Origin of the sequence: Mesorhizobium sp. YC-39, from assembly GCF_025753795.1 — a bacterium.
GTDB lineage: Bacteria > Pseudomonadota > Alphaproteobacteria > Rhizobiales > Rhizobiaceae > Mesorhizobium.
This window is the reverse complement of the sequence record NZ_JAOWPS010000003.1, coordinates 852,552-876,104: the sequence shown is the minus strand read 5'-3', so window position 1 is coordinate 876,104 and position 23,553 is coordinate 852,552. Positions and strand designations below refer to the sequence as shown.

Here is a 23,553-nt window from a genome sequence, read left to right as displayed (position 1 = left end):
TTCTTGTAGGGTTTGCTAAAACACGCTAGACCGGCGTTAGGTGGCTAAGGGGCAGGGAACTATGGCAATTAACCCATTAAAGGCGCTTTTGTTCGCGGCAGGCGGCTCGGTAGCCGCGGCGGGAACCGCCTATGTGTCGGGCGCGCTCGACCCGTATCTCAATCGTACGCCGCCGGCGGAAGTGGCGACGCTGACGCCGCCCTCCGCTCCCGGCACAGATACGATGGCGCCGGCTGCACCGGCGCTGGATGCGGCTGCTCCGGCGGCACCTGCCGCGCCTGCCGCGACCGGCCCGATCGCTCCGACCTTCGATATTGTGCGGGTCGAAAGCAACGGCTCGATCGTCATCGCCGGCAATGCGGCGCCTAGCGCCAAGGTCGAGGTACTCAATGGTTCGACGGTCCTTGGCTCAACGATCGCCGGTCCGGATGGCGGCTTTGCCATCGTGCTCGACGATCCGCTGAAGCCCGGTGATTACACGATCACGCTGCGCTCAACCGGCAATGTGGTGATCAACTCGGCACAGACCGCTGTCGTCTCGATTCCCCAGAATCCAGCGGGTCAAGTGCTGGCCATGGTCGAGGAGCCGGGCAAGCCGTCCGAACTGTTGACGGTTCCGGCGCCCGAGACAAAGCCTGAAACACCGCCTGCTGGCGAGCAGGCGGCTGCTCCGGCAGCGGAAGCGCCCGCCGCCACCGCACCTGCGCCGGCCCAACCGGCCCCCGCCGCCCCGGCTGTGGAAGCCGCACCTGCGCCGGCTCCGGCAACAACTCCGGCACCCGCCACACCGGCGGCCGAACCCAAGATCGTCGTCGAGGCAGTCGAGATCGACGGCAAGAAGATCTTCGTCGCTGGTACAGCCGATCCCGGCCGCAAGGTCCGCGCCTACGCCAACGACATTCTGCTTGGCGACGCGAAGACCTCGCCCGATGGCCATTTCCTGGTCGAGGCGACGCGCGACATTCCGGTTGGCACCTACACCATCCATGTCGATGGGCTTGATGCCGACGGGGTCAAGGTGGTGGCCCGCGCCGCCGTGCCGTTCGAGCGCGAGCCGGGTGAGGCGGTTGCCGCCGTGGCGCCCGCCGCGCCGAAGCCGGCTGAGGTCAAACCAGCCGAGCCGAAGCCGGCAGTCGCTGCTAGCGAAGCGCCTGCGGCGCCCGCAGCAGAGCCTTCCACGCCGCCTGCCGCCGCTGCCACGAAGCCGCCGGCTGCACCTGCCGCCAAGGCGCCGGCCGATGTCGCCGCCGCGACGCCGCCAACTGAAGTTCCCGAGGCGGTGGCGCCCAAGCTCGAGCATGCCGACAGCGCCGTCATCATTCGCCGCCACGACACGTTGTGGCGGATTTCGCGGCGGGTCTATGGCCAGGGCATGCGCTATTCGACCATCTACCTCGCCAACCAGGATCAGATCGCCGATCCCGACCGCATCTGGCCGGGGCAGGTGTTCAAGGTTCCGGAAAAGTCGAAGGAAGGCGAACCGGCCAACCTCAAGGCGCTGGGCGACCAGATGACAAAGGCCCCCATCAAGACCGAATAGAAATCTTTTTCTTCTTTCCTAGGTCTTGAAGAAAGTTCGTTCATCGTCTATCGCCGATAGACGATGAACGCCCCCCAGATTGAGACCCGGAACACCTGCGGCTTCGCCGACAGCCAGGCCGTTGCCACGAAGCTAGCGGCGCTTTCGCATCCGGCGCGCATTGAAATCCTCAAGCATCTTTCCGCAAGCCGCTCCTGCTGCTGCCGGGAGGTGGTCGACCATCTCGATCTGGCGCAGTCCACCGTTTCACAGCACCTGAAGATATTGGTCGATGCCGGTCTGGTCCGCTACGAGCCGGACCGCCAGCGCTCGCGCTACCAGGTCGACCGTGATGCGCTCGCTAGTCTTTCCGTATCGCTGACCGCGCTTGTCGATTTCTGCTGCTCCGGCCGCTAGAACATAAGAAGAAGGCAATCAAAATGGCCGAAAAAACCGTCTCCGCCGAATCCGGCTCGACCTTCGACACATTGCGCAATCTGTGGCCGTATATGTATCCGGCAGATCGCCCGGACCTGCGCTGGCGCGTGACCTGGGCGACCTTGCTGCTTGTCGTCGCCAAACTCGTGCTCGTCGCCGGGCCGTATTTTTTCAAATGGGCAACCAATGCGCTGGCGGGGCAGGGTGCGGCCCTGCCGCCTTTGCTGCCGGCTTTCCTTTTGGCGCCGGTTGCTCTCGTTATCGCCTACAATTTTCTGCGCCTCGTCCAGCTCGGCTTCAACCAGTTGCGCGACGCGTTGTTCGCCCGCGTTGGGCAATATGCGGTGCGCCAACTCGCTTTCCGCGCCTTCGTCCACATGCATGAACTGTCGCTGCGCTTTCACCTGGAGCGCCGCACCGGCGGCCTGTCGCGCATCATCGAGCGCGGCACCAAGGGCATCGAGACGATCGTTCGCTTCATCATGCTCAACACCGCGCCGACCATTCTCGAATTCGCGCTGACAGCCGGGATCTTCGCCTTCACCTATGGCTGGAAATACGTCGCCGTCGTTGCGGTAACAGTATGGGTCTATGTCTGGTTCACGGTGAAGGCGAGCGATTGGCGCATCGCCATCCGCCGCGACATGAACGACAGCGATACCGACGCCAACACCAAGGCGATCGATTCACTGCTCAATTTCGAAACGGTCAAATATTTCGGCAACGAGGCGATGGAGGCCGAGCGCTTCGACCGCTCGATGGCGCGCTACGAGATCGCCGCGACCAGGATCTGGACCTCCCTTGGCTGGCTGAATTTCGGCCAGGGCATCATCTTTGGCCTCGGCACGGTCGTCGTCATGTGCATGTCGGCGCTGGAGGTGCAGGCCGGCACGCAGACGGTCGGCGACTTCGTCTTCATCAACGCCATGCTGATGCAGCTTTCGGTGCCGCTCAACTTCATCGGCTTCATCTATCGCGAAATCCGGCAAGGGCTGACCGACATCGAGCAGATGTTCGACCTCCTCGATGTCCGCCAGGAGATTGTCGATAAACCTGACGCCAAACCGCTCGCCGTCTCTGCCGGCAAGATCGAATTCCGCGACGTGCATTTCTCCTACGATCCCAACCGCAAGATCCTGAAAGGCGTCAGTTTCGAAGTGCCAGCCGGCAAGACGGTCGCCATCGTCGGGCCGTCGGGTGCCGGCAAGTCGACCATTTCGCGGCTGCTGTTCCGCTTCTACGACATCCAGGATGGCCAGGTGCTGATCGATGGCCAGGATGTCAGGGACGTGACGCAGGAGAGCCTGCGCGCGGCGATCGGCATGGTGCCGCAGGACACCGTGCTGTTCAACGACACCATCGCCTACAACATCCGCTACGGCCGCATCGACGCCAGCGAGGAAGACGTGCGCAAGGCGGCCGAGCTTGCCCAGATCGGGCCTTTCATCGAGCGGCTGCCGGAAGGTTACCGTTCGATGGTCGGCGAGCGCGGGCTAAAACTCTCCGGCGGCGAGAAGCAGCGCGTGGCGATCGCCCGCACTATCTTGAAGGCGCCGCCAATCCTGATGCTCGACGAAGCGACCTCGGCGCTGGACAGCCACACCGAACAGGAAATCCAGGCCGCACTCGATCTGGTCAGCAAGGGCCGCACCACCATCGTCATTGCCCACCGGCTGTCGACGGTGATCACGGCCGACGAGATCATCGTGCTCAAGGACGGCCAGATCGCCGAGCGTGGCACCCATGCCGATCTGCTGCGCAAGCACGGCCTCTACGCCTCGATGTGGGACCGTCAGCGCGAGGCGACCGAGGCCGAGGAGCGGTTGCGCATCGCCCGAGAAAGCGACGAGCTCGGCGTCATCGTGCGCCGTCGCACTTCGGAGGTCAGTTGAGCGTTTGATTACAGCTGATTTTTCCGATTGACCTCAACTTAAGTTGAGATCGTAGACCGCCGATCGAAGGCGCCTGGTGCGCCTGCTGGCGACCGTGGTCGGAGAAGATCATGGTCAAACAAGAGATCGGAGACAGACGAAATGGATCAACTGAATCAAAAGCTTGGCAATGACAGCGTGTTCAGGGTCGACAAGTTCGTCGTCCCGGCCGAGGCTCGCGAGGAGATGCTCCGCAAGGTCAGGGCGACGCATGAACTGCTGCGCCTCCAGCAAGGCTTCGTGCAGGATTTCCTGCTCGAGCAATTCTCGGGGCCGGGCGAATTCAACCTCGTCACCATCGTCGAATGGGAGAACCAGGCGGCCATTGACAACGTCGTGCCGATCGTCAAGGCGGCACATGAGCGAGCGGGCTTCAGCCCGCAGGAGACGACCGCGCGGCTCGGTGTGCGGGCCGACATCGCCAACTATCAGCGTTTGCCCGAGCTGTAGGAAGGTTAGCCGCGCCTGGCGCCGGGTGAGCCAGCCGCTGCCATTGTTGCGTTGCGGGAAGGGGGGCTTTCCGCTATTGAGGCCGGACCTGAAACAGGGACCGCCCCCAATCCCATGAGCCTCGTCGACACGATCAAGAATGCGCTCGTTCCGATCCATCGCGAGGGCTATCCCTTCATCGCCGCCTTCGGCGCGGCGACCCTGGTACTTGGCTATTTCTCCTCGATCCTGTTCTGGATAGGCCTCATCCTGACAGCATGGTGCGCCTATTTCTTCCGCGATCCCGAGCGCGTCACGCCCGTCGATGACCGGCTGGTGGTGAGCCCCGCCGACGGCATCATCTCGGCGGTCGGCCCGGCCGTGCCGCCGCGCGAGCTTGGCCTCGGCAGCGGCGAGATGACCCGTATCTCGGTGTTCATGAACGTCTTTTCCTGCCATGTGAACCGCGCCCCGGTGCGCGGCCGCATTTCCAGGATCGAGCACCGGCCGGGAAAATTCCTCAATGCCGAGCTGGACAAGGCAAGCACCGAGAACGAACGCAACGGGCTGGTCATCGACAGCCCGAACGGCACGGTGGCGGCGGTGCAGATCGCCGGGCTGGTGGCACGGCGCATCGTCTGCTGGGCCGAGGCCGGTAATGCGCTCGCCATCGGCGAACGTTTCGGGCTGATCCGCTTCGGCTCGCGCGTCGACGTGTTCCTGCCGTCCACAGTGACGCCGCGCGTTGCCGTCGGCCAGACCGCGGTGGGCGGCGAGACCGTGTTGGCCGAATTCGGCGGCGTTGCCGCGACGCCGCTCGTACGGATTTCCTGACCGGTGAGCGCGCCATTCAAGAAATTTGAGGCGCATGCCAGCGGCGGCCCGCGCATTCGCGAAATCCCCATGCGCATGGTGCTGCCTAACCTTGTCACCGTGCTTGCCATCTGCGCCGGCTTGTCGGGCATCCGCTTCGGCTTCGAAGGTCGCTTCGAGCCGGCGGTGGTGATGGTGCTGCTTGCCGCCTTCCTCGACGGCATCGACGGCCGCCTCGCGCGGATGCTGAAGGCGACCTCCAAATTCGGCGCGCAGATGGATTCGCTGGCCGACATCGTCAATTTCGGCGTCGCCCCCGCTTTGGTTCTCTATGCCTTCCTGCTCGACCGCGCCGGCTCGCCGGGTTGGATTGCGGCGCTGTTGTTCACCATTGCCTGCGGGCTGCGGCTTGCCCGTTTCAACGTGCTTGACGAGGAGAAGGCCGAGCGTCCGCTTTGGCAAACCGAATATTTCGTCGGCGTGCCGGCGCCGGCCGGCGCCGTTCTGGTCATGCTGCCGCTCTATCTCTATTTCCTGCGGCTTGGCCTGGAGCCATCCCGCCCGGCAGCCTTCGTCGCTACCGGCTTCACCATACTGGTCGCCTTCCTGCTGGTCAGCCGGCTGCCGGTCTATTCCGGCAAAAGCGTACGGATACCGGGCGACCGGGTGCTGCCGGTCATCCTCGCCGTCGTCCTCTACGTGCTGCTGCTGATGACCTATCCCTGGTACACGCTGACCGCGTCGGTCGCAGGCTACCTGATCTTCCTGCCGTTCAGCGTGCGCGCCTACTCCAGGCGCGCCAAGCGCGAAGGCGAGAAGGTTCCGCCTTCGGACATCGGTTAGCAAACCTGCCACCAATTTGCTCTGGGCTGTTCGATAGCCTCTTGCCGGAACCTGCCGGGCATGTTGACCGTTCTATTCAGGTGGCGCTGGCGGACGCTGCACGGGTGCGGGTAGGCAGCATCGCGAAAGGTTTTCGTTAGCGCTCCCGCAAGCTTCTCAGGGCATGGCCTGAAAGGAGCGAGGAGAAATGGCTGTTATTCTCATCGGTGCATTGCTCACTGTCGCTGGCATTGTCTACATGGCCAGCGCCGCACTCAGACGTGGGCGGCTCAGCGATCCGGCGCCCGTTTCGGCCTCGGATCGCTCGATGCCAAATCTCGCAACACCAGGGCCGACACTTGAGCCTAGGCGGCGCGGGCTTGGTTTCCTCGGCTTGTCGCAGAACTGGCCGGGCCTGCTGATGATGGCGGCCGGACTCATCTTGCTGTTGTCGGTGATGGTTCTCTAGAGGGACTCACGATGAGGTCTGTGGGCGCTCAAGCGGCTGCACTTAGCCCCAGCCGGTCGATCGCCAGCTTGCGGGTCGAGACATAGTCGGTCTTGCCCGAACCCAGCACCGGGATCTCTTCGACCTTGACGATATCGTTGGGCACCATCAATTCGGCAGCACCTGCCTTCTTGCCGAACTTGCGCAACTCCTCGGGATCGGCGTCGTCGGCGGTGGTGACCAGCACGATGCGCTCGCCGCGCCTTTTGTCCGGCACCGCGACCGCGGCATGGCGTTCTTCCGGCCACAGCGACTGCACCAGCATCTCGACCGCGCCCAGCGATACCATCTCGCCGGCGATCTTGGCGAAACGCTTGGCGCGGCCGCGAATGGTGATGAAACCTTCGCGATCGACCGAAACGATGTCGCCAGTGTCGTGCCAACCGTCGAGCGGCTGCAATTCGCCGGGCCGGTCTGCGGTCATGTAGCCCATCATCAAATTGGGTCCATTGAGCCACAATTGCCCGGCATCGCTGATGCCCTCGACCGGTTGCAGCTTCATGCGTATCGCCGGCAGCAGGCGGCCGACCGTGCCATCGCGGCCGTGGATGGCGGTGTTGACGGCAACGACGGGGGCTGCCTCGGTCAGCCCGAAGCCTTCGATGATCTCGGCCTGAAAGCGCTCGCGGTAGACGCGGCGCGTCTCCGGCTTCACCGCCTCGGCGCCGGCGACGACGAAGCGCAGACTGGAGAAATCGCCGTCCTTGGCGGTGCGCGCATAATTGGCGAGGAAAGTGTCGGTACCGAACATGACGGTCGGCCTCACCTTGCGGGCGATCTCGGGGATGATCTTGTAGTGGAGCGGCGAGGGGTAGAGGAACAGCCTTACCCCGGTGACCAACGGCAGGATGGTGCCGCCTGTCAGGCCGAACGAGTGGAACACCGGCAGCACGTTGAGCAGGATATCGGCCGGCGAGATGGTGATGCGGGCCTCGGCCTGCATGGCGTTGGCATAAAGGTTCCGGTGCGACAGCAGCACCGCCTTTGGTGTGCCTTCCGAGCCTGACGTGAACAGGATCACCGCCGGCTTGGCCGCGTCCTGCCGCTGCAGCGGCCAGCGCCAGCGCAAGGCTGCCGCGAACTTCTCCAGCGCGGTCACGCTTTCGCGGATATCCTCCAGCCACAACAGCTTCGCGCCACCCTTCTCGACCGCCGAGATGATGTCGGCAAGGTCGGCCTTTTCGACGAAGGCGCGGGACGAAACCACTGTGCGGATCATCGCCGTGCGCACGGCCGCGGTGACACTGGCTGGCCCTGCCGTGTAGTTGATCATCGCCGCCACCCGGCTGGCCGACAGCAGGCCGACGAAGGACAACACGACGCCATTGGCATTGGGCAGAAGCAGCCCAACCGCTTCGCCCGGCGCGGTTGCTGCCTCGAAGCGACGCCCCAGCACCCGCGCGCCGATGAACAGTTTTCGGTAGCTCAACGCGCCTGAGATGACGTCCTCGACGATCGGGTGCGAGGCGCCGACGCGGTCGGCGGCGTCACGCATGGCCAGGAACAGACCGCGGTCGAGATCGTTGCCGAACAGGCGGGCCTCGGCAAAGCGGTCGAACAGCGCATTGGTGTTCGAGGCCTGGTCGGGATTTCGCGCCACGAGCTCGGCGATGGTCATTGGCTCCAACACGCTGAGCGACAGGCGCGCAAACCAGCGGCGCGGCGCCTTGTCCGCCGGCGTCAGCGACACCGGCAGGGTGCGCGTACCGGCGACGAAGATCGGCACGATGCTGGCGTCGGCCTGCATGGCGATGCGGGTGACGGCGCGAAACAGGCGAAACGTCTTGACGTCGGGCTCGACCGCGTCGGGCAGGTAGACGGCGAGGCGGCCCTTGCCCTTCAGCACCCGTACCAGCCGGCGGCTGACGAAGACATGCTCGGCGTTGAATGCGATGGTGCGGCCAAGCTCGCGCCACGGCTCCAGCCAGGGAGACCGTGCCGAGACATCATCGAGGATGTGCAACGTGTCATCAGGCAGGAGTGACAGCATCAGCGCCGGCTCGATGCGCGACTGATGCGAGATGACATAGATGACAGGGGCTGTCGCTTTGCGCGCGATCTTGATGCGGTCGTCACTGATCCGGTAGGCAAGTTTGAACGGCACATAGAGCAGCGCCTGGGTAAAGCGCACGCCGAGGCGGAACTTTTCTACCACGCCGATCAGCAGCCAGGCCGCAACGAGGCCCGCAAGCAACGCCAGTGTCAGGATCATTGCCGCATCTCTCCCAACGGATTTTCGCACCACGGCTCTTTCACGGCCGCTTCGGGGGAGAACCTAGCGAAAGTGGGGGCGACGTCAATGTGGGAAGGAGATGCTACGCTGCCTTCAATCGGCCACTGATGAAGCGGAACTCCTGCGACTTGCCACCGAAACCATAGGCGGCGGCCGGGACCTCGTGCACCAGGGCATAGCTTTCCTCATGAACATTTCCCAGGATTTGGCCGAAGGCGGCAAAGATCGCTCGGAGATAAGCCTCCAGCTCGAGCTTAGTGTTGGTGCCATCGACGACCTTGGTGTCGAGCCAGAAAGTGTTGGCGCCGTGCTCGGCCAGTGACTTGCCACCGGCGAACCAGTGTTGCGGGTCGAGATAGGTGATCGCGACCGCGGTAATCGTCGGGTCTTTGCGCAGATGCGTGGCGGTCAGCTTCGTGACTTCCCTCGCGATTGTCGCGGACAAGGCGGCGTTCGGCTTGCCGGTGACGCTGACATTGATGATTGGCATTTTTCTCTCCTTGGGTTGGGACGGACGGCTGTCAACCGTTGAACAAAACCATGCCATGATCGTCACATCAAAAAAATCAAATTGTTTTCAAGCAAAGATTCGATAATACCAAACTATGCAGACGCTCGATCCTGACCTCCTGAAAACCTTCCTCGCTTTCGTCGATGGCGGCTCGCTGGCACAGGCGGCGACCATCGTCGGCCGCTCGCCCTCGGCCGTCACCACACAGATGCAGCGGCTGGAGGAAATCGTCGGCGAGCGGCTTCTGGCGCCGCAGGGCAGGGGTCGCGGCCTGACGCCGGCGGGGGAGGACCTCGTCGGCCATGCCAGGCGCATTCTGGCGGCTCATCGTGAGGCGTGGCTGGCGCTGAAGGGCGCGCGGGCTGCCGGACGCGTCGCCATCGGCACGACGCAGGATTTCGCCGATAGCGGTTTACCGGACCTGCTGCGTGCATTCGCCGTCAGTCATCCGCGCGTCAGGATCGAATTGCGCGTCGGCCGCTCCGCCGAACTGACCCAGGCGCTGCAGGCCGGCGGTCTCGATCTGGCGATCGCCATGCGCCAGGTGCCCGCGCCGGACGAAGTTGGCTTGTTCAGGGAGCCGATGGTGTGGCTCTGTTCGCAAAAGGGATTGGCGGTGCGTCAGGACGAGATACCGCTGGCGCTGCTCGATCCGCATTGCGGCTTTCGCGAAGCAGCGATCGCCGCACTTGATGCTGTTGGCCGCCGCTATCGCATCGCGGCTGGCAGCGCCAGCCTGGCCGGCCTGCGCACAGCCGTGAATGCCGGCATCGCGCTGACGTTGAGGACGGAGCGTTTCGCCCACTCCGGCATCGTGGAAGCGCCGCGCGATCTTGCCATGCCAGCGGTTCCGATTGCCGAATTCGCCATTCGGCTGCGCAAGGGTGCCGACCGGCCGGCGCAGGATCTCGCCGCGCTGCTGAGCGGCAGTCTTTCAACGTCCGCCTGAGCGCCCGCAAGAATAAGCGCTGCAAAGAAAAAGCCGACCTTACGATCGGCTGGAGGTTAGACGGGTCGAGGGGTTTGGGGGGACTTGGGGTTGACCCGTCGCAGCCATAATGTCTGAACCCGATGATGGTTCCATGACTTTGCAAATTTATTTCAGATAAGATTTTAGTACACGATCAGAGTGCACGCTGCCTGGCCACGAGCCAGTCGCGCCCGGCATGGGCGAATATGGCGCAGAGCACAATGGCGCCGCCGATCATGCTGGCGGCCGGCGGGATCTCTGCCAGGAACAGGAAGGCGAACAGGATCGCAAACGGCACTTCGGCCGAACCGAGCAGGCCGGATTCCGGCGCCGGAATGAGGCGCGAGCCCTCCGTCCACAGGATCGAGGCGAGCGCGAAGGAGGCGCCGAAGGTGGCGAGCAGCACGGCATCCCTGGGCGACACCGCCAGGGGATCGGTAACGAGCCAGCCGAGTACGAACAGAAGAAATGCCGCCACCGCACCGGCCCACACCACCGGTGTGTCGCGGAAGGCGCGTACCATGATCATATAGAGCGCGGCGCCGACCGTCATCAGCAGCGCCAGCCCATCGCCCAACAGATGCCCGGTGCCGAAACCGGACCATACCATGATGCCCACGCCGCAGAGCGACACGGCGGCGGCCAACATCGTCTGCAGCCGGAATTTTTCGCGTACCAGAGCCCAGGCCAGCAGGGCGGCAATGAAGGGCGACGTCGCATAGATGACCGCGACATTGGCGACGTAGGTGAACTTGAACGCCGCGATGAAGGCGATGCTAGCCAGCGCCCCCTCGACAGCCAGCAGCCAACCTCGCCAGCCGAGGCGCAGGCTCTCGCGCCCGCCGGAGCGGCGGCGGCGCCACAACACATAGAGCGTAATCAAGATCGAGCCGACAAAGCCGCGCCAGCAGGTGATGGTCAGCGGATCGGCATGGATCGACTTGGTCAGTACGCCGGTGAGGCCGAAGACAGCCGCCGAAGCCGAAACCAGGATGATGCCAAGGGTTCGCTCGGCGGCGGTGTCGGTGGTGCCCGGCATGCTCAAAGCCTCTGTCATTTCGCCAGACTACGCCGCCTCGTCCTGACACCATACTGTCAGCAGGGATCGTTCGATCCTAAAGCCGCTTGCGGAAATGTTCGTTGCCGACGATCAGCAGGCCGGCCGTGAAGATCAGGGCAGCACCGAAAAACACCTCGCGGCGCGGCACGTCGCCCCAGATCGCAAAACCGAGCACGAAAGCCCAAACTAGCGACGTGTATTCGAACGGCGCTACGATCGAGACCGGCGCCCGCTTCATGCCTTCGAACAAAAGATACTGTGCGACGCCACCGAGTGCGCCGACGCTGAGCAGCAACAGCACCTGACCCCAGTCGGGCGTCTGCCACAAAAGCAGCGCCGGCACCGCCGAAAAGATCAGAAAATAGAGGTTGTTGAGCACGAGCTGGACCATCGTGCGTTCCGCCATCGCCGTCTTGCGCAAAAGCACAATGGCGATGCCCCACAGCAGGGCGGCGGCCAGCACCAGAAGCATCGGCATCGACAGGCCGAGACGGGCGGGGTCGCAAGCGACGAAGACGCCGGCGAAACCGATAAGCACTGCCAGCCAGCGCAGCGTCGGCACTTTCTCGCCGAGCATGACGACCGAAAGCACGGTGACGATGATCGGCGCCGCGTAATAGATGGTGGTGAGTTCCGCCAGTTGGAGGTATCGGGCGGCGTTGTAGTAGCAAAGCCACGCCGCCAGCGTGAAGGCGCTGCGCACGAACATCGGCCTGACAATGGACGAGCGGACTGTATCGGCAATCAGGCGGCGCCCGCCGATTGCCGTGCAGGCGGCCAGGATGCTGATTGAGCGGAAGAACATGATCTGCCAGACGGTGATTGCGGCGACCAAAAGCTTGATCGAAGCATCCTGCATCGAAAACAAAAGATAGGCGGCCCCTGTGAAAAGGATGCCGGCAAGAACCCTTTCGCGGGTTTCCAGGATGGCGATATCGGCCATACGGCGTCGGCCTGAAGCTGCGAGGGACAGTGCGCGGGCCAGATCATCAGGACCGCATCATCAGGCTATACGGGCGAAACCTTGCGCGGCGCTGCGCCAGCGGCAGGCTTGCATTGGGGCAGGGCGATGGCGGCATCCGGCTGGAGCATGATCCCGAAAAGTGGGAACCGGTTTTTCGGAGAGGATCATGCCTAACCAAGATCTAGATCGGGATGACGATTCAACCAAACGTTATCCCGATCTAGGCGCCCCAAACATCGTTGTTGACTCGGCCCCTGGGGCCGCGCCGATAAGGATGCGGTCCAGCAACCGCGAGGTGATTCCATGGGCTCCCGCTTCCTCAACGCCGCGTCAGCCAGCAGCCGTCTCGGCGTATCGGCCAAGGCGCTCAGGCTTTATGAAGAGCACGGCCTGATCGCGCCGGACCGCACCCCTGCCGGCTGGCGGGCGTATGGGCCCGAGGATATGCGCCGGGCTGCCGAGATCGTCGCCTTGCGCGCCCTCGGCTTCAGCCTGGCCGAGGTGGCGCGAGTCTTGAAAGGCGACGCGCACGGGCTGGAGCCGGCCCTGGCCGCGCATCAGGCGACGCTGGAGGGTCGCTTGCGTCAGCTTGCCGGCACGATTGAGAAGGTTGGCAGCTTGCGTGAGAGGCTCGCCCGGGGCGATGCCCCGACCGCCGGCGATCTGGCGCGCCTGACCGCCGAGCCCGGCATTGCCGTTGAACTTCCCTGGCCTTGGGGTGGTGAGTGCTTCGAATTAGGCCCTGTCCGGGCGCTGAACTACATCATCGGTCCGCTGGGCAGCGGCAAGACCCGGCTGGCACGGCGGCTGGCCGAGAGCCTGCCCAACGCCAGCTTCCTTGGCTTGGACCGTTTGGCGGACGGCGCGGCAGTTCTGGCCCGCATGGACGCCGATCCGGCTCTGAGGGCGCGGGTCGACCGGACGCTGGCCTGGCTTGTGGAGGATGGCGCCGCTGTATCGGACGCACTGCTTGCGCTGCTTGCCGGACTGGAGGCCGAAGGTCCGGCCATTCTGGTCGTCGACATGATCGAGCAGGGGCTGGGCCAGGCCTCCCAGGAGGCGCTGATTGCCCATCTGCGCCGCCGTGGCCCCGGTGGGCGGCCGCTTTTCCTGCTCACGCGTTCCAGCGCGATACTGGACCTGGCGGCTGTTGGGGCCGACGAGGTGATCATTCTCTGCCCCGCCAATCACAGTCCGCCAACCTATGTCGCCCCATACCCCGGCACCCCCGGTTACGAGGCCGTCGCCACCTGCCTGGCCTCACCTGAGGTACGGGCGCGGACCGAGGGTGTCATTGCGTGGCGGCCTGAGGTCGCCTGAATCCCTCAGAGCATTTTTGCGCTCACTGCGTCGCCTGGTAGAGCTCCGAAGCGGCCTCTTTCAGCGCGCGCCGGCCGTCGGGCCTGAAATACATCATGTGCCCGCCCTCCACGACATCGAGACGGATGGGTTTTGCGTCGGCGAGCGACGGGATCTGATTCACCAGATAGCGCGAGGCCAGATAGGGCGTGACGAGGTCGGTGTAGCCGTTGACGATCACGACGCCGAGCGCAGGGTTCAAGGCGCGCGCCCGCTGCAGATCGTCCATCACCCCGGCATAGCCTTGCCGCGAGGTGCCATAATCCCAATTGCGGCTGATCTCGCCGTTGAGCAGCCGGTAGCTGACATCGGTGTGGAAATTCAGTTCGTCGCTGATATAGCCGACAAAGGTCGAGGTCAGCACCGGCACGCTGCGATCGAGCACCGGATCCGGGCCGGCAATGCGGGCGCTCTCGGGCGCGATGTCTGCCGTGGTGATCGTGCCGTCGTAGGGGCTGAGCACCTTGCCGCTGGCGCGGGCAAACTCCCTTGCGAACAGGCCGGTCGGGATACGGGCGAAATTCCGCTGGACGAGTTCGAGCGGCAGGCCGGTGATGTCGGCCACGCGCTGGCTGGCCAGCCGCCCGCCTTGCTCCAGCCCGCTGGCCAAAGCCGTAAGATAGTCGCCCAGCGCATAGCGCTCGACCTCCGCCAGCTTCTCCTGAAGCGCACGGCCGCTAATGCCTTCGCTGCGCAGGCGCACCGCCGCGAGCGACGGCAGTTCGAGCGCCCAGTGCAGCGGTTCGAACTCGTCGGGCTGCACCAGCATGAACTCCAGCGCCGGCGAGATCAGCACGATGCCGTTCGGGCTGATGCCGATATCTTCCTGCAAGGTCCTGGCGAGAAGCGCCGCCCGGAATCCGCCATAGCTTTCCCCGGCGAGGAAGAGCGGCGAGCCGGTAAGGCCGTTCTGCGCCAGATAGAGCCGGATGAAGGCGCCTATCGAACTGGCATCCTGGTTGACTCCCCAGAAGTCGTGCGTGTTCTGGCCCGGTGCCTCGCGGCTGTAGCCGGTTCCGACGGGATCGACGAAGACGAGGTCGGTCATGTCGAGCCAACTGTCCGGATTGTCGATGAGTTTTTGCGGCGAGGGCAGGAATTCGCCATTGGCTCCGGTGGCGATTATGCGCGGGCCGAGCGCGCCGAGATGGAGATAGGCGGACGCCGCTCCGGGACCGCCGTTGAACACGAAGGTGATCGGCCGCTGCGGCGCCTTCGCCGCGTCGTCCGGCGACCGCCTGATATAGGCGACATAGAAGATCTCCGCTGTGACTTCGCCCTTGCCGGAAAGCAGCGACAGCGTGCCGGCCTTCGCCTGGTAGTCCAGCTTGCGCCCGGCGAGCGTGATCGAATGGTCCGTGGTCTGCGGTGGTGGCAGCAGCGACAGCACGCCGCCCGTGGGCGCTGGCCGCTCCGTCGTTTCAGCCAGGCCAGGCTGTACGAAGGCAGCAAGCATCAGCAGGATGAGTGGGATCAGTTTCAGCTTGAACGGCATGACGCCTCCGCGAGAACAACTCCCGCATAGGTATGGCTGAGGCGATCGAAGTCAAAGGAAAATGGCGCGTGGTTGAACACCTGAACCGCCGCATTCCTTGGCGCCAGCCTATCCAAGGCCAAGTCGGTTTCGCTCACAAGCTTCGCAAACAATGCTATCAACCCGCAAAGACTGTCGAGAGGATAGAAATGGACGCGACCGCACTCAAGGCCATGCAGGCGCCGCTGAAGGCGGCCTATCGAGACGATGCGTCGCGCGCGCTGATCACGCTGAAGGCCAGGGGCTCGATCGACGATCAGTCGATCGCCTGCAAGGTCGATACGGGCAGGGCGCTTGCCGTCGCCGGTCTGCATCCTGCAACCGGCGGTTCCGGGCTGGAGCTATGCTCCGGGGACATGCTGCTGGAGGCGCTGGTCGCCTGCGCTGGCGTGACGTTGAAGGCAGTGGCGACGGCGCTGGAGTTCAGGCTTGGCGCCGCCACGGTGGAAGCCGAAGGCGATCTCGATTTTCGCGGCACGCTCGGCGTCGCCAGGGATGCGCCGGTCGGCTTCCGCGCCATCCGGCTGAATTTCGGCCTCGACACCGACGAGCCGCAGGAGCGTATCGATTCGCTGCTGAAGCTGACCGAACGCTACTGCGTGGTGTTCCAGACCATCAACAGCAAGCCGGAACTAACAGTAAGCGCACGGCGCTGACGCTGCAAATCTCCCCCTCGAGGGGGAGATCAAGCTCTACTGCGCCGAAGGCTCCTCGGCGTCGCCTTCATCGGTGAAGGGCGAGGCGCTCGGCACGCACTGCACCGCCCAGCCGGTCGGCGTCGGCTGCTTCTGGTATTCGGTGACTGCGTTGGTGCACTGTTCGCGGGTGTCGAAGGTGCTTGGCAGCACGACCATGCCGCCTTGCGGGCCGGCAATCACCAGATACCAGACCAACGCTACGCTCGAAGCCGCCATGGGAATTTCCTCGCTGTGATTGTTGTGGGAGTCGCGACGATCCTATCAACTCCGCACGAGCGACGAAAGCGCGGCAGGGGCGCGGCGATCAGCCACGGCATCACAGCCGCGTGATTTTGGCTTTTGTCGAGGACGGTTCAGTTCGTTGCAAAACAGTAGAACAGGCCGTCGCCACCGGTGCCCTGCAGCGCTTCCTGGCTGCAGCCGCCACGTGAGGCATGCGAGGAGTTCCACGATTTGGCGGCGGCCGAATCGTCGAGGCCCATACGATCATGATGGCCCACCATCGCCACACCTTCGGCACCGCTCATTGTCCAGTCGCCGCAGGTCTGGTCGGCGATCTTGGTGCCATCGGGCTTCGAGCCGGTCAGAATGTCGTGCCGGTTCGGCTTGTCGCCGCGGCCGTTGATGACCTCGCCCTTTTCGTCGAGCGCTGTTTGCTTGGTGATGGCATTGGCATCGCTGTGCAGCGAAGCGACGTCGTCGGCGATCTTGACACCCTTGGCGTCGAACCACGGCCCCTTGCCGATGCGGTCGCGCGCATCGGTGTCGCTGGTCGAGAGATAGGCAGCCCAGGTCTTGCCGGTAACACCGGCGGCTTCAGCCAGCGAGGCGCAATGCGCGTCCGCACCTTTGAGGCCACCGAGATCGGCACCCTTGCCGGATCCCACGCTGGTAACGAAGAAACTCATCGTCTCATCCTGTGCCAAGGCGGAGCCGGCGGCGACTGCAAGCAAGGTGGCGGCGGTAACGAGAAGCAGTCTGCGCATGATGGTCCTCCGTTTGCGAATCGTGGCATTCGAACAACGTTGGCACTGCCGGAATTCTTCCAGCAAAAAGCGGATATGGCTACTCCGGCTGCCGGTAAGCGACAAAGCGGTTGTGCTTGACCTGGAAGATCAGCCCGGTTTCCTTCAGGTCCGGGCTGGCCAGCGGCACGATGCGCTTGGCGATCTCCTCAGGATGCGGCAGCGTTTCCGGATCCTCGCCGGGCACGGCCTGCGCTCGCATGGCGGTGCGGGTGGCGCCAGGGTCCGCGGCGTTGACCCTGAGCGGCAGGCTCTGCGTCTCATGCGCCCAGGAGCGCATCATGGTTTCGACCGCCGCCTTCGAGGCCGCGTAGGGCGCCCAGAAGGCGCGCGCCGAATGGGCGGCGCTGGACGACAGGATGATGGCGCGGCCCGCGTCGGAGAGCCTCAGGAGCGGATCGACCGAGCGGATCAGCCGCCAGGTCGAAGTGACGTTGAGAGTCATCACCTTCTCGAAGGTTTTTGCTTCGACATGGCCGATCGGCGAGATGACGCCGAGCACGGCGGCATTGGCGACGAGGATATCGAGCTTGCCCCAGCGCTCATGGATGGCGCCGCCCAGCCGGTCGATGCCTGCCATGTCGGCAAGGTCGAGCGGCACCAGCGTCGCTTGTCCGCCGGCCGCCTTGATCTGGTCGTCGAGTTCCTCCAGCCCGCCGACGGTGCGCGCGACCGCAATGACATGAGCGCCGGCGGCAGCCAGCTCCCTGGCGATGAAATAGCCGATGCCGCGCGAGGCACCGGTGACGACCGCGACGCGGCCGGAGAGGTCGAGGGCAGGGGTCACCAGGCAACTCCAAAGGTTAGCGCTCTATGTCGCCCCCCTCTGTCCTGCCGGACATCTCCCCCACGAGGGGGGAGATTGGCCTGCCGCGCCGACGGCGCTCGACCTGCAAGGTTGGAGAGTTGCGAAAGCGGAGATGAAAGCCGATCTCCCCCCTTGTGGGGGAGATGTCCGGCAGGACAGAGGGGGGCGCGACAAAACGATCCCGAAGAAGTTTTCACACCGGCGGCATTCACGATTGCAGCGTGACCCTAAGCCCCGCTCGCCGCCAGCAGCGACAGCGTGCGGACATTGTCGGAGCCTTCGAAGTCGGCAAGCCGGGTCGGGTATTGCCCAGTAAAACAGGCGTCGCAGAATTGCGGCTGCTCGTTGTCGCGGCCGGCTTCGCCGACGGCGCGGTAGAGCCCGTTGATACTGAGGAAGCCGAGCGAATCGACGCGGATGAAATCGGCCATCTCTTCCACCGACATGCGCGATGCGAGCAGCTTCGATTTCTCCGGCGTGTCGACGCCATAGAAGCAGGAGGCGCGTGTCGGCGGCGAGGCGATGCGCATATGCACTTCCTTGGCGCCGGCGTCGCGCACCATCTGCACGATCTTCTGGCTGGTAGTGCCGCGCACGATCGAGTCGTCGACCAGCACGACGCGCTTGCCCTCGATCATGCGGCGGTTGGCATTGTGCTTGAGCTTGACGCCCATGTGGCGGATTGAATCGCCGGGCTGGATGAAAGTGCGGCCGACATAGTGGTTGCGGATGATGCCGAGTTCGAATGGGATGCCCGCGGCCTGGGAAAAGCCGATTGCCGCCGGCGTGCCCGAATCGGGCACCGGCACGACGATGTCGGCCTCCACCGGGCTTTCGAACGCCAGCTCGGCGCCGATGCGCTTGCGCACCTCGTAGACGTTGCGGCCCTCGACTGAGGAATCCGGCCGCGCGAAATAGACATATTCGAAGATGCAGAAGCGCGTCTTCTGCGGCTCGAAGGGGAACAGGCTCTCGATACCCTTGGCGGTGACGACGACCATCTCGCCGGGCTTCAGGTCGCGTACGAAACGCGCGCCGATGATGTCGAGCGCGCAGGTTTCGGAAGCCAGGATCCAGGCGCCGTCGAGATCGCCCAGCACCAGCGGGCGGATGCCGAGCGGATCTCGGCAGCCGATCATCTTCTTGGCCGTCATCGCCACCAGCGAGAAGGCGCCTTCAACCTGGCGCACCGCGTCGATGAAGCGCGAATTCAGGTCACGCTCCTTGCTGGTGGCGACCAGATGCAAGATTGTTTCGGTGTCGGAGGTCGACGAGAAGATCGCGCCCTGTTTCTGTAGCGCGCGCTGCACGGTCATGGCGTTGGTGAGATTGCCATTGTGGGCGACGGCGAAACCGCCATCGGCGAGTTCTGCGAAAAATGGCTGGATGTTGCGCAGGCCGGCGCCGCCGGTGGTGGCGTAACGCGTGTGGCCGATGGCGCGGTTGCCTTGCAGGCTGTCGATGACATGCTGCTTGGTGAAGGTGTCGCCGATCAGGCCGACATGGCGTTCGACATGGAACTGGGTGCCGTCATAGGAGACGATGCCGGCCGCTTCCTGGCCGCGGTGCTGCAGCGCATGCAGACCGAGTGTGACGATGGCCGCGGCGTCCTGCCGGCCGAAAATGCCGAACACACCGCATTCGTCATGGAAATGGTCGTCGGCTTCGGCGGAAAGCACGTCGTCTGCGTCTGCCTTCGAAACTGCCATGGGGGTCAAGCTCCGCTAAAATCGCCATATAGGGCGATCGCGCGTCGAAAGCAACGCACGCCGTGCGGCATTCACATCATCGTCGGGTCCGTCGCGCCGCAGACCCCGATCTGTCCGGCCCTAGTTTGCCGGTGCCGGAGTGGCTGGCGGGTTGGCTGGCGCATTGTCGGCCGGCGGCGCGTCGGTTTCGCTGTCGTCGGGCGCCGGGGCTTCGTCGCCGGTTGCCGGCGCGTCAGCCGCCGGTGCGTCGGGCGCAGCCGGCGCCTCGGCGCCGGCCTCGGGTGCGGCCGGCTGATTCGGATTGAGCTTCTTCAGGATGGTGTTTTCCGGATCCTCGGGCAGCATGCTTTCGAGCTTGGCGCCGATCGATTCGAGCAGCGGCCGCGATTTGGCGTTGGCGACCCAGCCTGGAGCCTTGGCGCCAGCTAGCCAGTTGAAGAACAGCAAGGCCACCGCGATGACCAGGATGCCGCGCGCCGCGCCGTAGAGGAAGCCCAGCGTGCGGTCGAGCGCGCCGATCCTGGAATCGATGATCCAGTCCGCGAGCTTCATAGTGATGACCGAAACCACGATCAGCGCGACGACGAAGACAATGCCGGCCGCCGCCGCCATGGCGATCTTCTCATTGTCGATATAGGGCTGAACATAAGGCAGGACCGGCTGGTAAAAGAAGTACGCCGCGGCCGCCGCGGCTATCCAGGCGATGATGGACAGGATCTCGCGTGAAAAGCCGCGGACCATGGCGAGCATCGCCGAGACCAGGGTGAAGCCGACGAGAATTCCGTCAAGCAGCGTAATCGGCATGTTCTTTGCCCCACTCCGATCTCGTTTCCACGACTCGGGCGAGCCGCGTCACTCTTGCTCGTCGGCGCGGCTGCGCCGTGAGCCGGCTATGCGCGCCACGAGGTCGGCAAGCTCGGTGGGTTGGAAAGCGCCGGCCCCTATCCCCCCGGCAAGTTCCTCGCTGCCCAAGGGCAGGACCGCGCTTCCGAAACCCAGCTTTTCGGCTTCCTTGAGGCGCTGCTGCGCGTGCGCAACCGGCCTCACGGCGCCCGAAAGGCTGATTTCGCCGAAATAGACGCAATCGGCCGGAAGGGCAAGACCGGTGAGTGAGGAAACCAGCGCCGCCGCCACTGCAAGATCGGCGGCCGGCTCCGAAATCCGGTAGCCGCCGGCGACGTTGAGATAGACGTCATGGGTGCCGAAGCGGACCCCGCAATGGGCTTCGAGAACGGCGAGGATCATCGACAGCCGGGCGCCGTCCCAGCCGACGACGGCGCGGCGCGGCGTGCCCAGCGACGATGGCGCCACCAGCGCCTGGATCTCGACCAGCACCGGACGCGTGCCCTCCATACCGGCGAAAACCGCGGCGCCCGGCGATTTCGCATGGCGCTCGCCGAGGAAAAGCTCGGACGGATTGGCAACCTCGCGCAGGCCCTTGTCCGACATTTCGAAGACGCCGATCTCGTCGGTCGGACCGAAGCGGTTCTTGACCGTGCGCAGGATGCGGTAGTGGTGGCCGCCTTCGCCTTCGAAATAGAGCACGGCATCGACCATATGCTCGACGACGCGGGGGCCGGCGATCTGGCCTTCCTTAGTGACATGGCCGACCAGCACGATCGCCGCCCCTGTGGATTTCGCATAGCGGATCATCGCCTGGGCGGCTGCGCGCACCTGGGTGACGGTGCCGGGCGCCGAATCGGCCATGTCGGTCCACAAGGTCTGGATCGAATCGAGGATCACCAGGTCCGGCCGCTTGCCGTCGGCGATTGTGGCCAGAATGTCCTCGACATTGGTCTCGGCTGCGAGCTCCACCGGCGTGTCAGCGACGCCGAGCCGTTGCGCGCGTAGCCTGATCTGCGCGACGGCCTCTTCCCCCGAGACATAGACGATGCGATGGCCCTTTGCCGCCAGCGCCGCGGCCGCCTGGGTCAAAAGCGTCGACTTGCCGATACCCGGATCGCCGCCGACCAGCAGCGCCGAGCCGCGGACAAAACCGCCGCCAGTGGCGCGGTCGAGCTCGCCGATGCCGGAGACGATGCGCGGCGCATCCTCGATGTCGCCGGAGAGCGTGGTCAGCACCACGGCGCGGCCCTTGCGCGCGTTGCGGGTGTTGGCCGGGCCTGAACCGATGCCGCCGGACGTGCCTTCCTCGACCAGCGTGTTCCACTCGCCGCAGGCATCGCATTTGCCGGCCCAGCGCTGATGCACCGATCCGCAATTCTGGCAGATGAACTGGACGCGGGATTTGGCCAAACTGCTACCTTCCCGCCAATTGGCGAGCACCGTGATCCTTCGCGCCCCCCTCTGTCCTGCCGGACATCTCCCCCACGAGGGGGGAGATCGGGCTGCGCTTCGGATTTCGCCAATTTTCAGCGTTGCAGAAAAAAGTGCCGGCGCGGGCGGCAGCCAATCTCCCCCCGTGTGGGGGAGATGTCCGGCAGGACAGAGGGGGGCGCCGTAGAGCGCTGCTGTCCAGAATCTTTGCTACGACGTCGGGCAAGCGCCTACTCAAACCTGTCCGGCAGATGATGCTCCTCGGCGAGGTCGGAGAAGCGGGTGAACTCGCCCTGGAAGGCGAGGCTGACGGAGCCGGTCGGCCCATGGCGCTGCTTGGCGACGATGACCTCGGCCTTGCCGCGCATCTCGTTCATCTCGTTTTCCCACTTGATGTATTCGTCGGTGCCGGGCTTCGGCTCGCGGTTCTTCAGGTAATATTCCTCGCGGTAGACGAACAGCACCACGTCGGCGTCCTGCTCGATCGACCCCGATTCGCGCAGATCCGAGAGCTGCGGGCGCTTGTCATCGCGGCTTTCGACCTGGCGCGACAGCTGCGAGAGCGCGATGATCGGCACGGCAAGCTCCTTGGCCAGTGCCTTCAGGCCGGTGGTGATCTCGGTGATTTCCTGCACGCGGTTCTGCGAGGACTTCGCGCTCGATCCCTGCATCAGCTGGATATAGTCGATGACGATGACGTCGAGGCCGCGCTGACGCTTCAGCCGCCGCGCGCGTGCGGAGAGCTGTGCGATCGAGATACCGCCGGTCTGGTCGATGAACAGCGGGATCTTCTGCATGGTCTGCGAGCAGGCGACCAGCTTCTCGAAATCCATTTCGGAAATTTCGCCACGGCGGATCTTCGACGACGGGATTTCGGTCTGCTCGGAAATGATACGGGTGGCGAGCTGCTCCGACGACATTTCGAGCGAGAAGAAGCCGACCACGCCGCCATTGGCCGCCTTGAACGAACCGTCGGCCTGCTGCGCCGGCACGTAGGCCTCGGCGATGTTGAAAGCCATGTTGGTGGCGAGCGAGGTCTTGCCCATGCCGGGACGGCCGGCGATGATGATCAGGTCGGACGGCTGCAGGCCGCCCATGCGGCGGTCGAGATCGCGCAGGCCCGTGGCGACGCCCGACAAATGCCCGTCGCGCATATAGGCGGCGTTGGCCATGTCGACGGCGGTCTTTACCGCGTCGGTGAAGCTCTCGAAGCCGCCATCGTAGCGGCCGGTCTCGGCCAGCTCGAACAGGCGCCGCTCGGCGTCCTCGATCTGCTCGGACGGCGACATGTCGACCGGCGCGTCATAAGCGATGTTGACCATGTCCTCGCCGACGGTGATCAGCGCGCGCCGCGTGGCGAGATCGTAGATGGCGCGGCCGTAGTCGGCGGCGTTCACCACGGTGACAGCCTCGACTGCCAGCCGCACGACATATTGCGCCACCGTCATGTCGCCGACCTTCTCGTCGGCCGGCAGGAAGGTCTTCAGCGTGATCGGCGTCGCGATCTTGCCCATGCGGATGAGTTCGGCCGCGACCTCGAAGATCTTTCTGTGCAGCGGTTCGTAGAAATGGCCTGACTTGAGGAAGTCCGAGACGCGGTAGAAGGCATCGTTGTTGACGAGGATGGCGCCGAGCAGCGCCTGCTCGGCCTCGATGTTATTCGGTGCCTCGCGATAAAGCGGTTGTTCCGCCACGCCGAATTTTCGCGCTGCCTCAGCCATGATGTCCCCGATTTCGATCCCGGCTTCTCGATATCAGAACGAGGAAAAACCGATGCTGACTTATATGCATCACTCGCACTCAAACAGCGTTGATGCCCGCTGTTCACAGGAACGGCAGACAGTCCACAGGACAGAATTCCCGGGCTCTGATTCCATTTGACACGGCAAGGTTGCGATTCTACGCGACACGTTGAACAAATCAAGAAGAGCAGGACGCTGCACAC

General features: G+C 64.4%; 22 protein-coding genes. 10 read left to right on the top strand and 12 right to left on the bottom strand.

The annotated features are described in order from the left end of the window. Window positions 1-61: 61 nt before the first annotated feature. The 7 genes from OHD62_RS21105 (at window position 62) to OHD62_RS21075 (ending at window position 6,421) form a co-directional block, all read left to right on the top strand. Entirely contained in the window at window positions 62-1,540 is a 1,479-nt protein-coding gene (locus OHD62_RS21105; RefSeq protein ID WP_263786559.1) for a LysM peptidoglycan-binding domain-containing protein, read from the top strand. A gap of 63 nt (window positions 1,541-1,603) precedes the next feature. Further along, window positions 1,604-1,936 carry an ArsR/SmtB family transcription factor gene (locus OHD62_RS21100; RefSeq protein WP_263786557.1) on the top strand — a complete coding sequence of 111 codons (333 nt, stop codon included), beginning with the start codon at window positions 1,604-1,606 and terminating at the stop codon, window positions 1,934-1,936. Between the two features lie 23 nt (window positions 1,937-1,959). Beyond that, the gene (locus OHD62_RS21095) at window positions 1,960-3,849 is read left to right on the top strand and encodes an ABCB family ABC transporter ATP-binding protein/permease (RefSeq protein WP_263786555.1); all 1,890 of its coding nucleotides are present in this window, start codon (window positions 1,960-1,962) and stop codon (window positions 3,847-3,849) included. Between the two features lie 141 nt (window positions 3,850-3,990). After that, the gene (locus tag OHD62_RS21090; RefSeq protein ID WP_263786553.1) at window positions 3,991-4,338 is read left to right on the top strand and encodes an antibiotic biosynthesis monooxygenase; all 348 of its coding nucleotides are present in this window, start codon (window positions 3,991-3,993) and stop codon (window positions 4,336-4,338) included. Between the two features lie 75 nt (window positions 4,339-4,413). After that, complete coding sequence (locus tag OHD62_RS21085) at window positions 4,414-5,151, top strand: phosphatidylserine decarboxylase (RefSeq protein WP_263786836.1); 738 nt, start codon at window positions 4,414-4,416, stop codon at window positions 5,149-5,151. A 3-nt stretch (window positions 5,152-5,154) separates the two neighbouring features. Continuing rightward, complete coding sequence (locus tag OHD62_RS21080) at window positions 5,155-5,973, top strand: CDP-alcohol phosphatidyltransferase family protein (RefSeq protein WP_263786551.1); 819 nt, start codon at window positions 5,155-5,157, stop codon at window positions 5,971-5,973. A gap of 187 nt (window positions 5,974-6,160) precedes the next feature. Further along, a complete protein-coding gene (locus OHD62_RS21075) occupies window positions 6,161-6,421 on the top strand; it encodes a hypothetical protein (RefSeq protein ID WP_263786549.1) in 261 nt (86 codons plus the stop codon). A gap of 28 nt (window positions 6,422-6,449) precedes the next feature. Here OHD62_RS21075 and OHD62_RS21070 read toward each other — a convergent pair whose 3' ends face one another. Both OHD62_RS21070 and OHD62_RS21065 read right to left on the bottom strand, forming a co-directional pair. Beyond that, window positions 6,450-8,672: an AMP-binding protein gene (locus tag OHD62_RS21070; protein ID WP_263786547.1), complete on the bottom strand. Its 2,223-nt coding sequence runs from the start codon at window positions 8,670-8,672 to the stop codon at window positions 6,450-6,452. Between the two features lie 103 nt (window positions 8,673-8,775). Beyond that, window positions 8,776-9,183, bottom strand: a complete 408-nt coding sequence (locus tag OHD62_RS21065) for a tautomerase family protein (RefSeq protein WP_263786545.1) — start codon at window positions 9,181-9,183, stop codon at window positions 8,776-8,778. Between the two features lie 115 nt (window positions 9,184-9,298). On the opposite strand from OHD62_RS21065, the gene OHD62_RS21060 reads away from it, so the two are divergent. Beyond that, a complete protein-coding gene (locus OHD62_RS21060) occupies window positions 9,299-10,153 on the top strand; it encodes a LysR substrate-binding domain-containing protein (RefSeq protein WP_263786543.1) in 855 nt (284 codons plus the stop codon). A gap of 175 nt (window positions 10,154-10,328) precedes the next feature. Here the strand turns inward: OHD62_RS21060 and OHD62_RS21055 are convergent, their stop codons facing one another. Both OHD62_RS21055 and OHD62_RS21050 read right to left on the bottom strand, forming a co-directional pair. Then, window positions 10,329-11,213, bottom strand: a complete 885-nt coding sequence (locus OHD62_RS21055; protein ID WP_263786541.1) for a DMT family transporter — start codon at window positions 11,211-11,213, stop codon at window positions 10,329-10,331. A 76-nt stretch (window positions 11,214-11,289) separates the two neighbouring features. Then, entirely contained in the window at window positions 11,290-12,177 is an 888-nt protein-coding gene (locus OHD62_RS21050; protein ID WP_263786540.1) for a DMT family transporter, read from the bottom strand. Window positions 12,178-12,501: 324 nt separating this feature from the next. Here OHD62_RS21050 and OHD62_RS21045 point away from each other — a divergent pair, with 324 nt between their 5' ends. After that, on the top strand, window positions 12,502-13,518 hold the full coding sequence (locus tag OHD62_RS21045; RefSeq protein ID WP_263786538.1) for a MerR family transcriptional regulator: 1,017 nt from the start codon (window positions 12,502-12,504) through the stop codon (window positions 13,516-13,518). Window positions 13,519-13,540: 22 nt separating this feature from the next. Here OHD62_RS21045 and OHD62_RS21040 read toward each other — a convergent pair whose 3' ends face one another. Further along, on the bottom strand, window positions 13,541-15,052 hold the full coding sequence (locus OHD62_RS21040; protein WP_263786536.1) for a S10 family peptidase: 1,512 nt from the start codon (window positions 15,050-15,052) through the stop codon (window positions 13,541-13,543). 188 nt (window positions 15,053-15,240) lie between these two features. Between OHD62_RS21040 and OHD62_RS21035 the strand changes: the two genes are divergently transcribed. After that, window positions 15,241-15,747: an OsmC family protein gene (locus OHD62_RS21035; RefSeq protein WP_263786535.1), complete on the top strand. Its 507-nt coding sequence runs from the start codon at window positions 15,241-15,243 to the stop codon at window positions 15,745-15,747. 36 nt (window positions 15,748-15,783) lie between these two features. Here the strand turns inward: OHD62_RS21035 and OHD62_RS21030 are convergent, their stop codons facing one another. From OHD62_RS21030 to OHD62_RS21000, 7 genes are all read right to left on the bottom strand, one after another. Beyond that, a complete protein-coding gene (locus OHD62_RS21030) occupies window positions 15,784-16,005 on the bottom strand; it encodes a hypothetical protein (RefSeq protein ID WP_107652063.1) in 222 nt (73 codons plus the stop codon). Between the two features lie 137 nt (window positions 16,006-16,142). Continuing rightward, entirely contained in the window at window positions 16,143-16,775 is a 633-nt protein-coding gene (locus tag OHD62_RS21025; RefSeq protein ID WP_263786530.1) for a hypothetical protein, read from the bottom strand. A gap of 79 nt (window positions 16,776-16,854) precedes the next feature. Then, complete coding sequence (locus tag OHD62_RS21020) at window positions 16,855-17,601, bottom strand: SDR family NAD(P)-dependent oxidoreductase (RefSeq protein ID WP_263786528.1); 747 nt, start codon at window positions 17,599-17,601, stop codon at window positions 16,855-16,857. A 248-nt stretch (window positions 17,602-17,849) separates the two neighbouring features. Continuing rightward, window positions 17,850-19,331: an amidophosphoribosyltransferase gene (purF, locus tag OHD62_RS21015; protein WP_263786526.1), complete on the bottom strand. Its 1,482-nt coding sequence runs from the start codon at window positions 19,329-19,331 to the stop codon at window positions 17,850-17,852. 120 nt (window positions 19,332-19,451) lie between these two features. Next, window positions 19,452-20,135 carry a CvpA family protein gene (locus OHD62_RS21010; protein WP_263786524.1) on the bottom strand — a complete coding sequence of 228 codons (684 nt, stop codon included), beginning with the start codon at window positions 20,133-20,135 and terminating at the stop codon, window positions 19,452-19,454. Between the two features lie 48 nt (window positions 20,136-20,183). Then, the gene (gene radA, locus OHD62_RS21005; RefSeq protein WP_263786523.1) at window positions 20,184-21,587 is read right to left on the bottom strand and encodes a DNA repair protein RadA; all 1,404 of its coding nucleotides are present in this window, start codon (window positions 21,585-21,587) and stop codon (window positions 20,184-20,186) included. A gap of 251 nt (window positions 21,588-21,838) precedes the next feature. Next, complete coding sequence (locus OHD62_RS21000; RefSeq protein WP_263786521.1) at window positions 21,839-23,329, bottom strand: replicative DNA helicase; 1,491 nt, start codon at window positions 23,327-23,329, stop codon at window positions 21,839-21,841. Window positions 23,330-23,553: the final 224 nt, after the last annotated feature.

Excerpts from the sequence above, each read along its gene's own strand:
- OHD62_RS21070 (WP_263786547.1), bottom strand. The coding sequence starts at position 8,672 with ATGATCCTGACACTGGCGTTGCTTGCGGGCCTCGTTGCGGCCTGGCTG.
- OHD62_RS21010 (WP_263786524.1), bottom strand. The coding sequence starts at position 20,135 with ATGCCGATTACGCTGCTTGACGGAATTCTCGTCGGCTTCACCCTGGTC.
- OHD62_RS21000 (WP_263786521.1), bottom strand. The coding sequence starts at position 23,329 with ATGGCTGAGGCAGCGCGAAAATTCGGCGTGGCGGAACAACCGCTTTAT.
- purF (WP_263786526.1), bottom strand. The coding sequence starts at position 19,331 with ATGGCAGTTTCGAAGGCAGACGCAGACGACGTGCTTTCCGCCGAAGCC.
- OHD62_RS21105 (WP_263786559.1), top strand. The coding sequence starts at position 62 with ATGGCAATTAACCCATTAAAGGCGCTTTTGTTCGCGGCAGGCGGCTCG.
- OHD62_RS21095 (WP_263786555.1), top strand. The coding sequence starts at position 1,960 with ATGGCCGAAAAAACCGTCTCCGCCGAATCCGGCTCGACCTTCGACACA.
- OHD62_RS21060 (WP_263786543.1), top strand. The coding sequence starts at position 9,299 with ATGCAGACGCTCGATCCTGACCTCCTGAAAACCTTCCTCGCTTTCGTC.
- OHD62_RS21040 (WP_263786536.1), bottom strand. The coding sequence starts at position 15,052 with ATGCCGTTCAAGCTGAAACTGATCCCACTCATCCTGCTGATGCTTGCT.
- OHD62_RS21050 (WP_263786540.1), bottom strand. The coding sequence starts at position 12,177 with ATGGCCGATATCGCCATCCTGGAAACCCGCGAAAGGGTTCTTGCCGGC.
- OHD62_RS21075 (WP_263786549.1), top strand. The coding sequence starts at position 6,161 with ATGGCTGTTATTCTCATCGGTGCATTGCTCACTGTCGCTGGCATTGTC.
- OHD62_RS21065 (WP_263786545.1), bottom strand. The coding sequence starts at position 9,183 with ATGCCAATCATCAATGTCAGCGTCACCGGCAAGCCGAACGCCGCCTTG.
- OHD62_RS21055 (WP_263786541.1), bottom strand. The coding sequence starts at position 11,213 with ATGCCGGGCACCACCGACACCGCCGCCGAGCGAACCCTTGGCATCATC.
- OHD62_RS21090 (WP_263786553.1), top strand. The coding sequence starts at position 3,991 with ATGGATCAACTGAATCAAAAGCTTGGCAATGACAGCGTGTTCAGGGTC.
- OHD62_RS21035 (WP_263786535.1), top strand. The coding sequence starts at position 15,241 with ATGGACGCGACCGCACTCAAGGCCATGCAGGCGCCGCTGAAGGCGGCC.
- OHD62_RS21100 (WP_263786557.1), top strand. The coding sequence starts at position 1,604 with ATGAACGCCCCCCAGATTGAGACCCGGAACACCTGCGGCTTCGCCGAC.
- OHD62_RS21025 (WP_263786530.1), bottom strand. The coding sequence starts at position 16,775 with ATGCGCAGACTGCTTCTCGTTACCGCCGCCACCTTGCTTGCAGTCGCC.
- OHD62_RS21045 (WP_263786538.1), top strand. The coding sequence starts at position 12,502 with ATGGGCTCCCGCTTCCTCAACGCCGCGTCAGCCAGCAGCCGTCTCGGC.
- OHD62_RS21030 (WP_107652063.1), bottom strand. The coding sequence starts at position 16,005 with ATGGCGGCTTCGAGCGTAGCGTTGGTCTGGTATCTGGTGATTGCCGGC.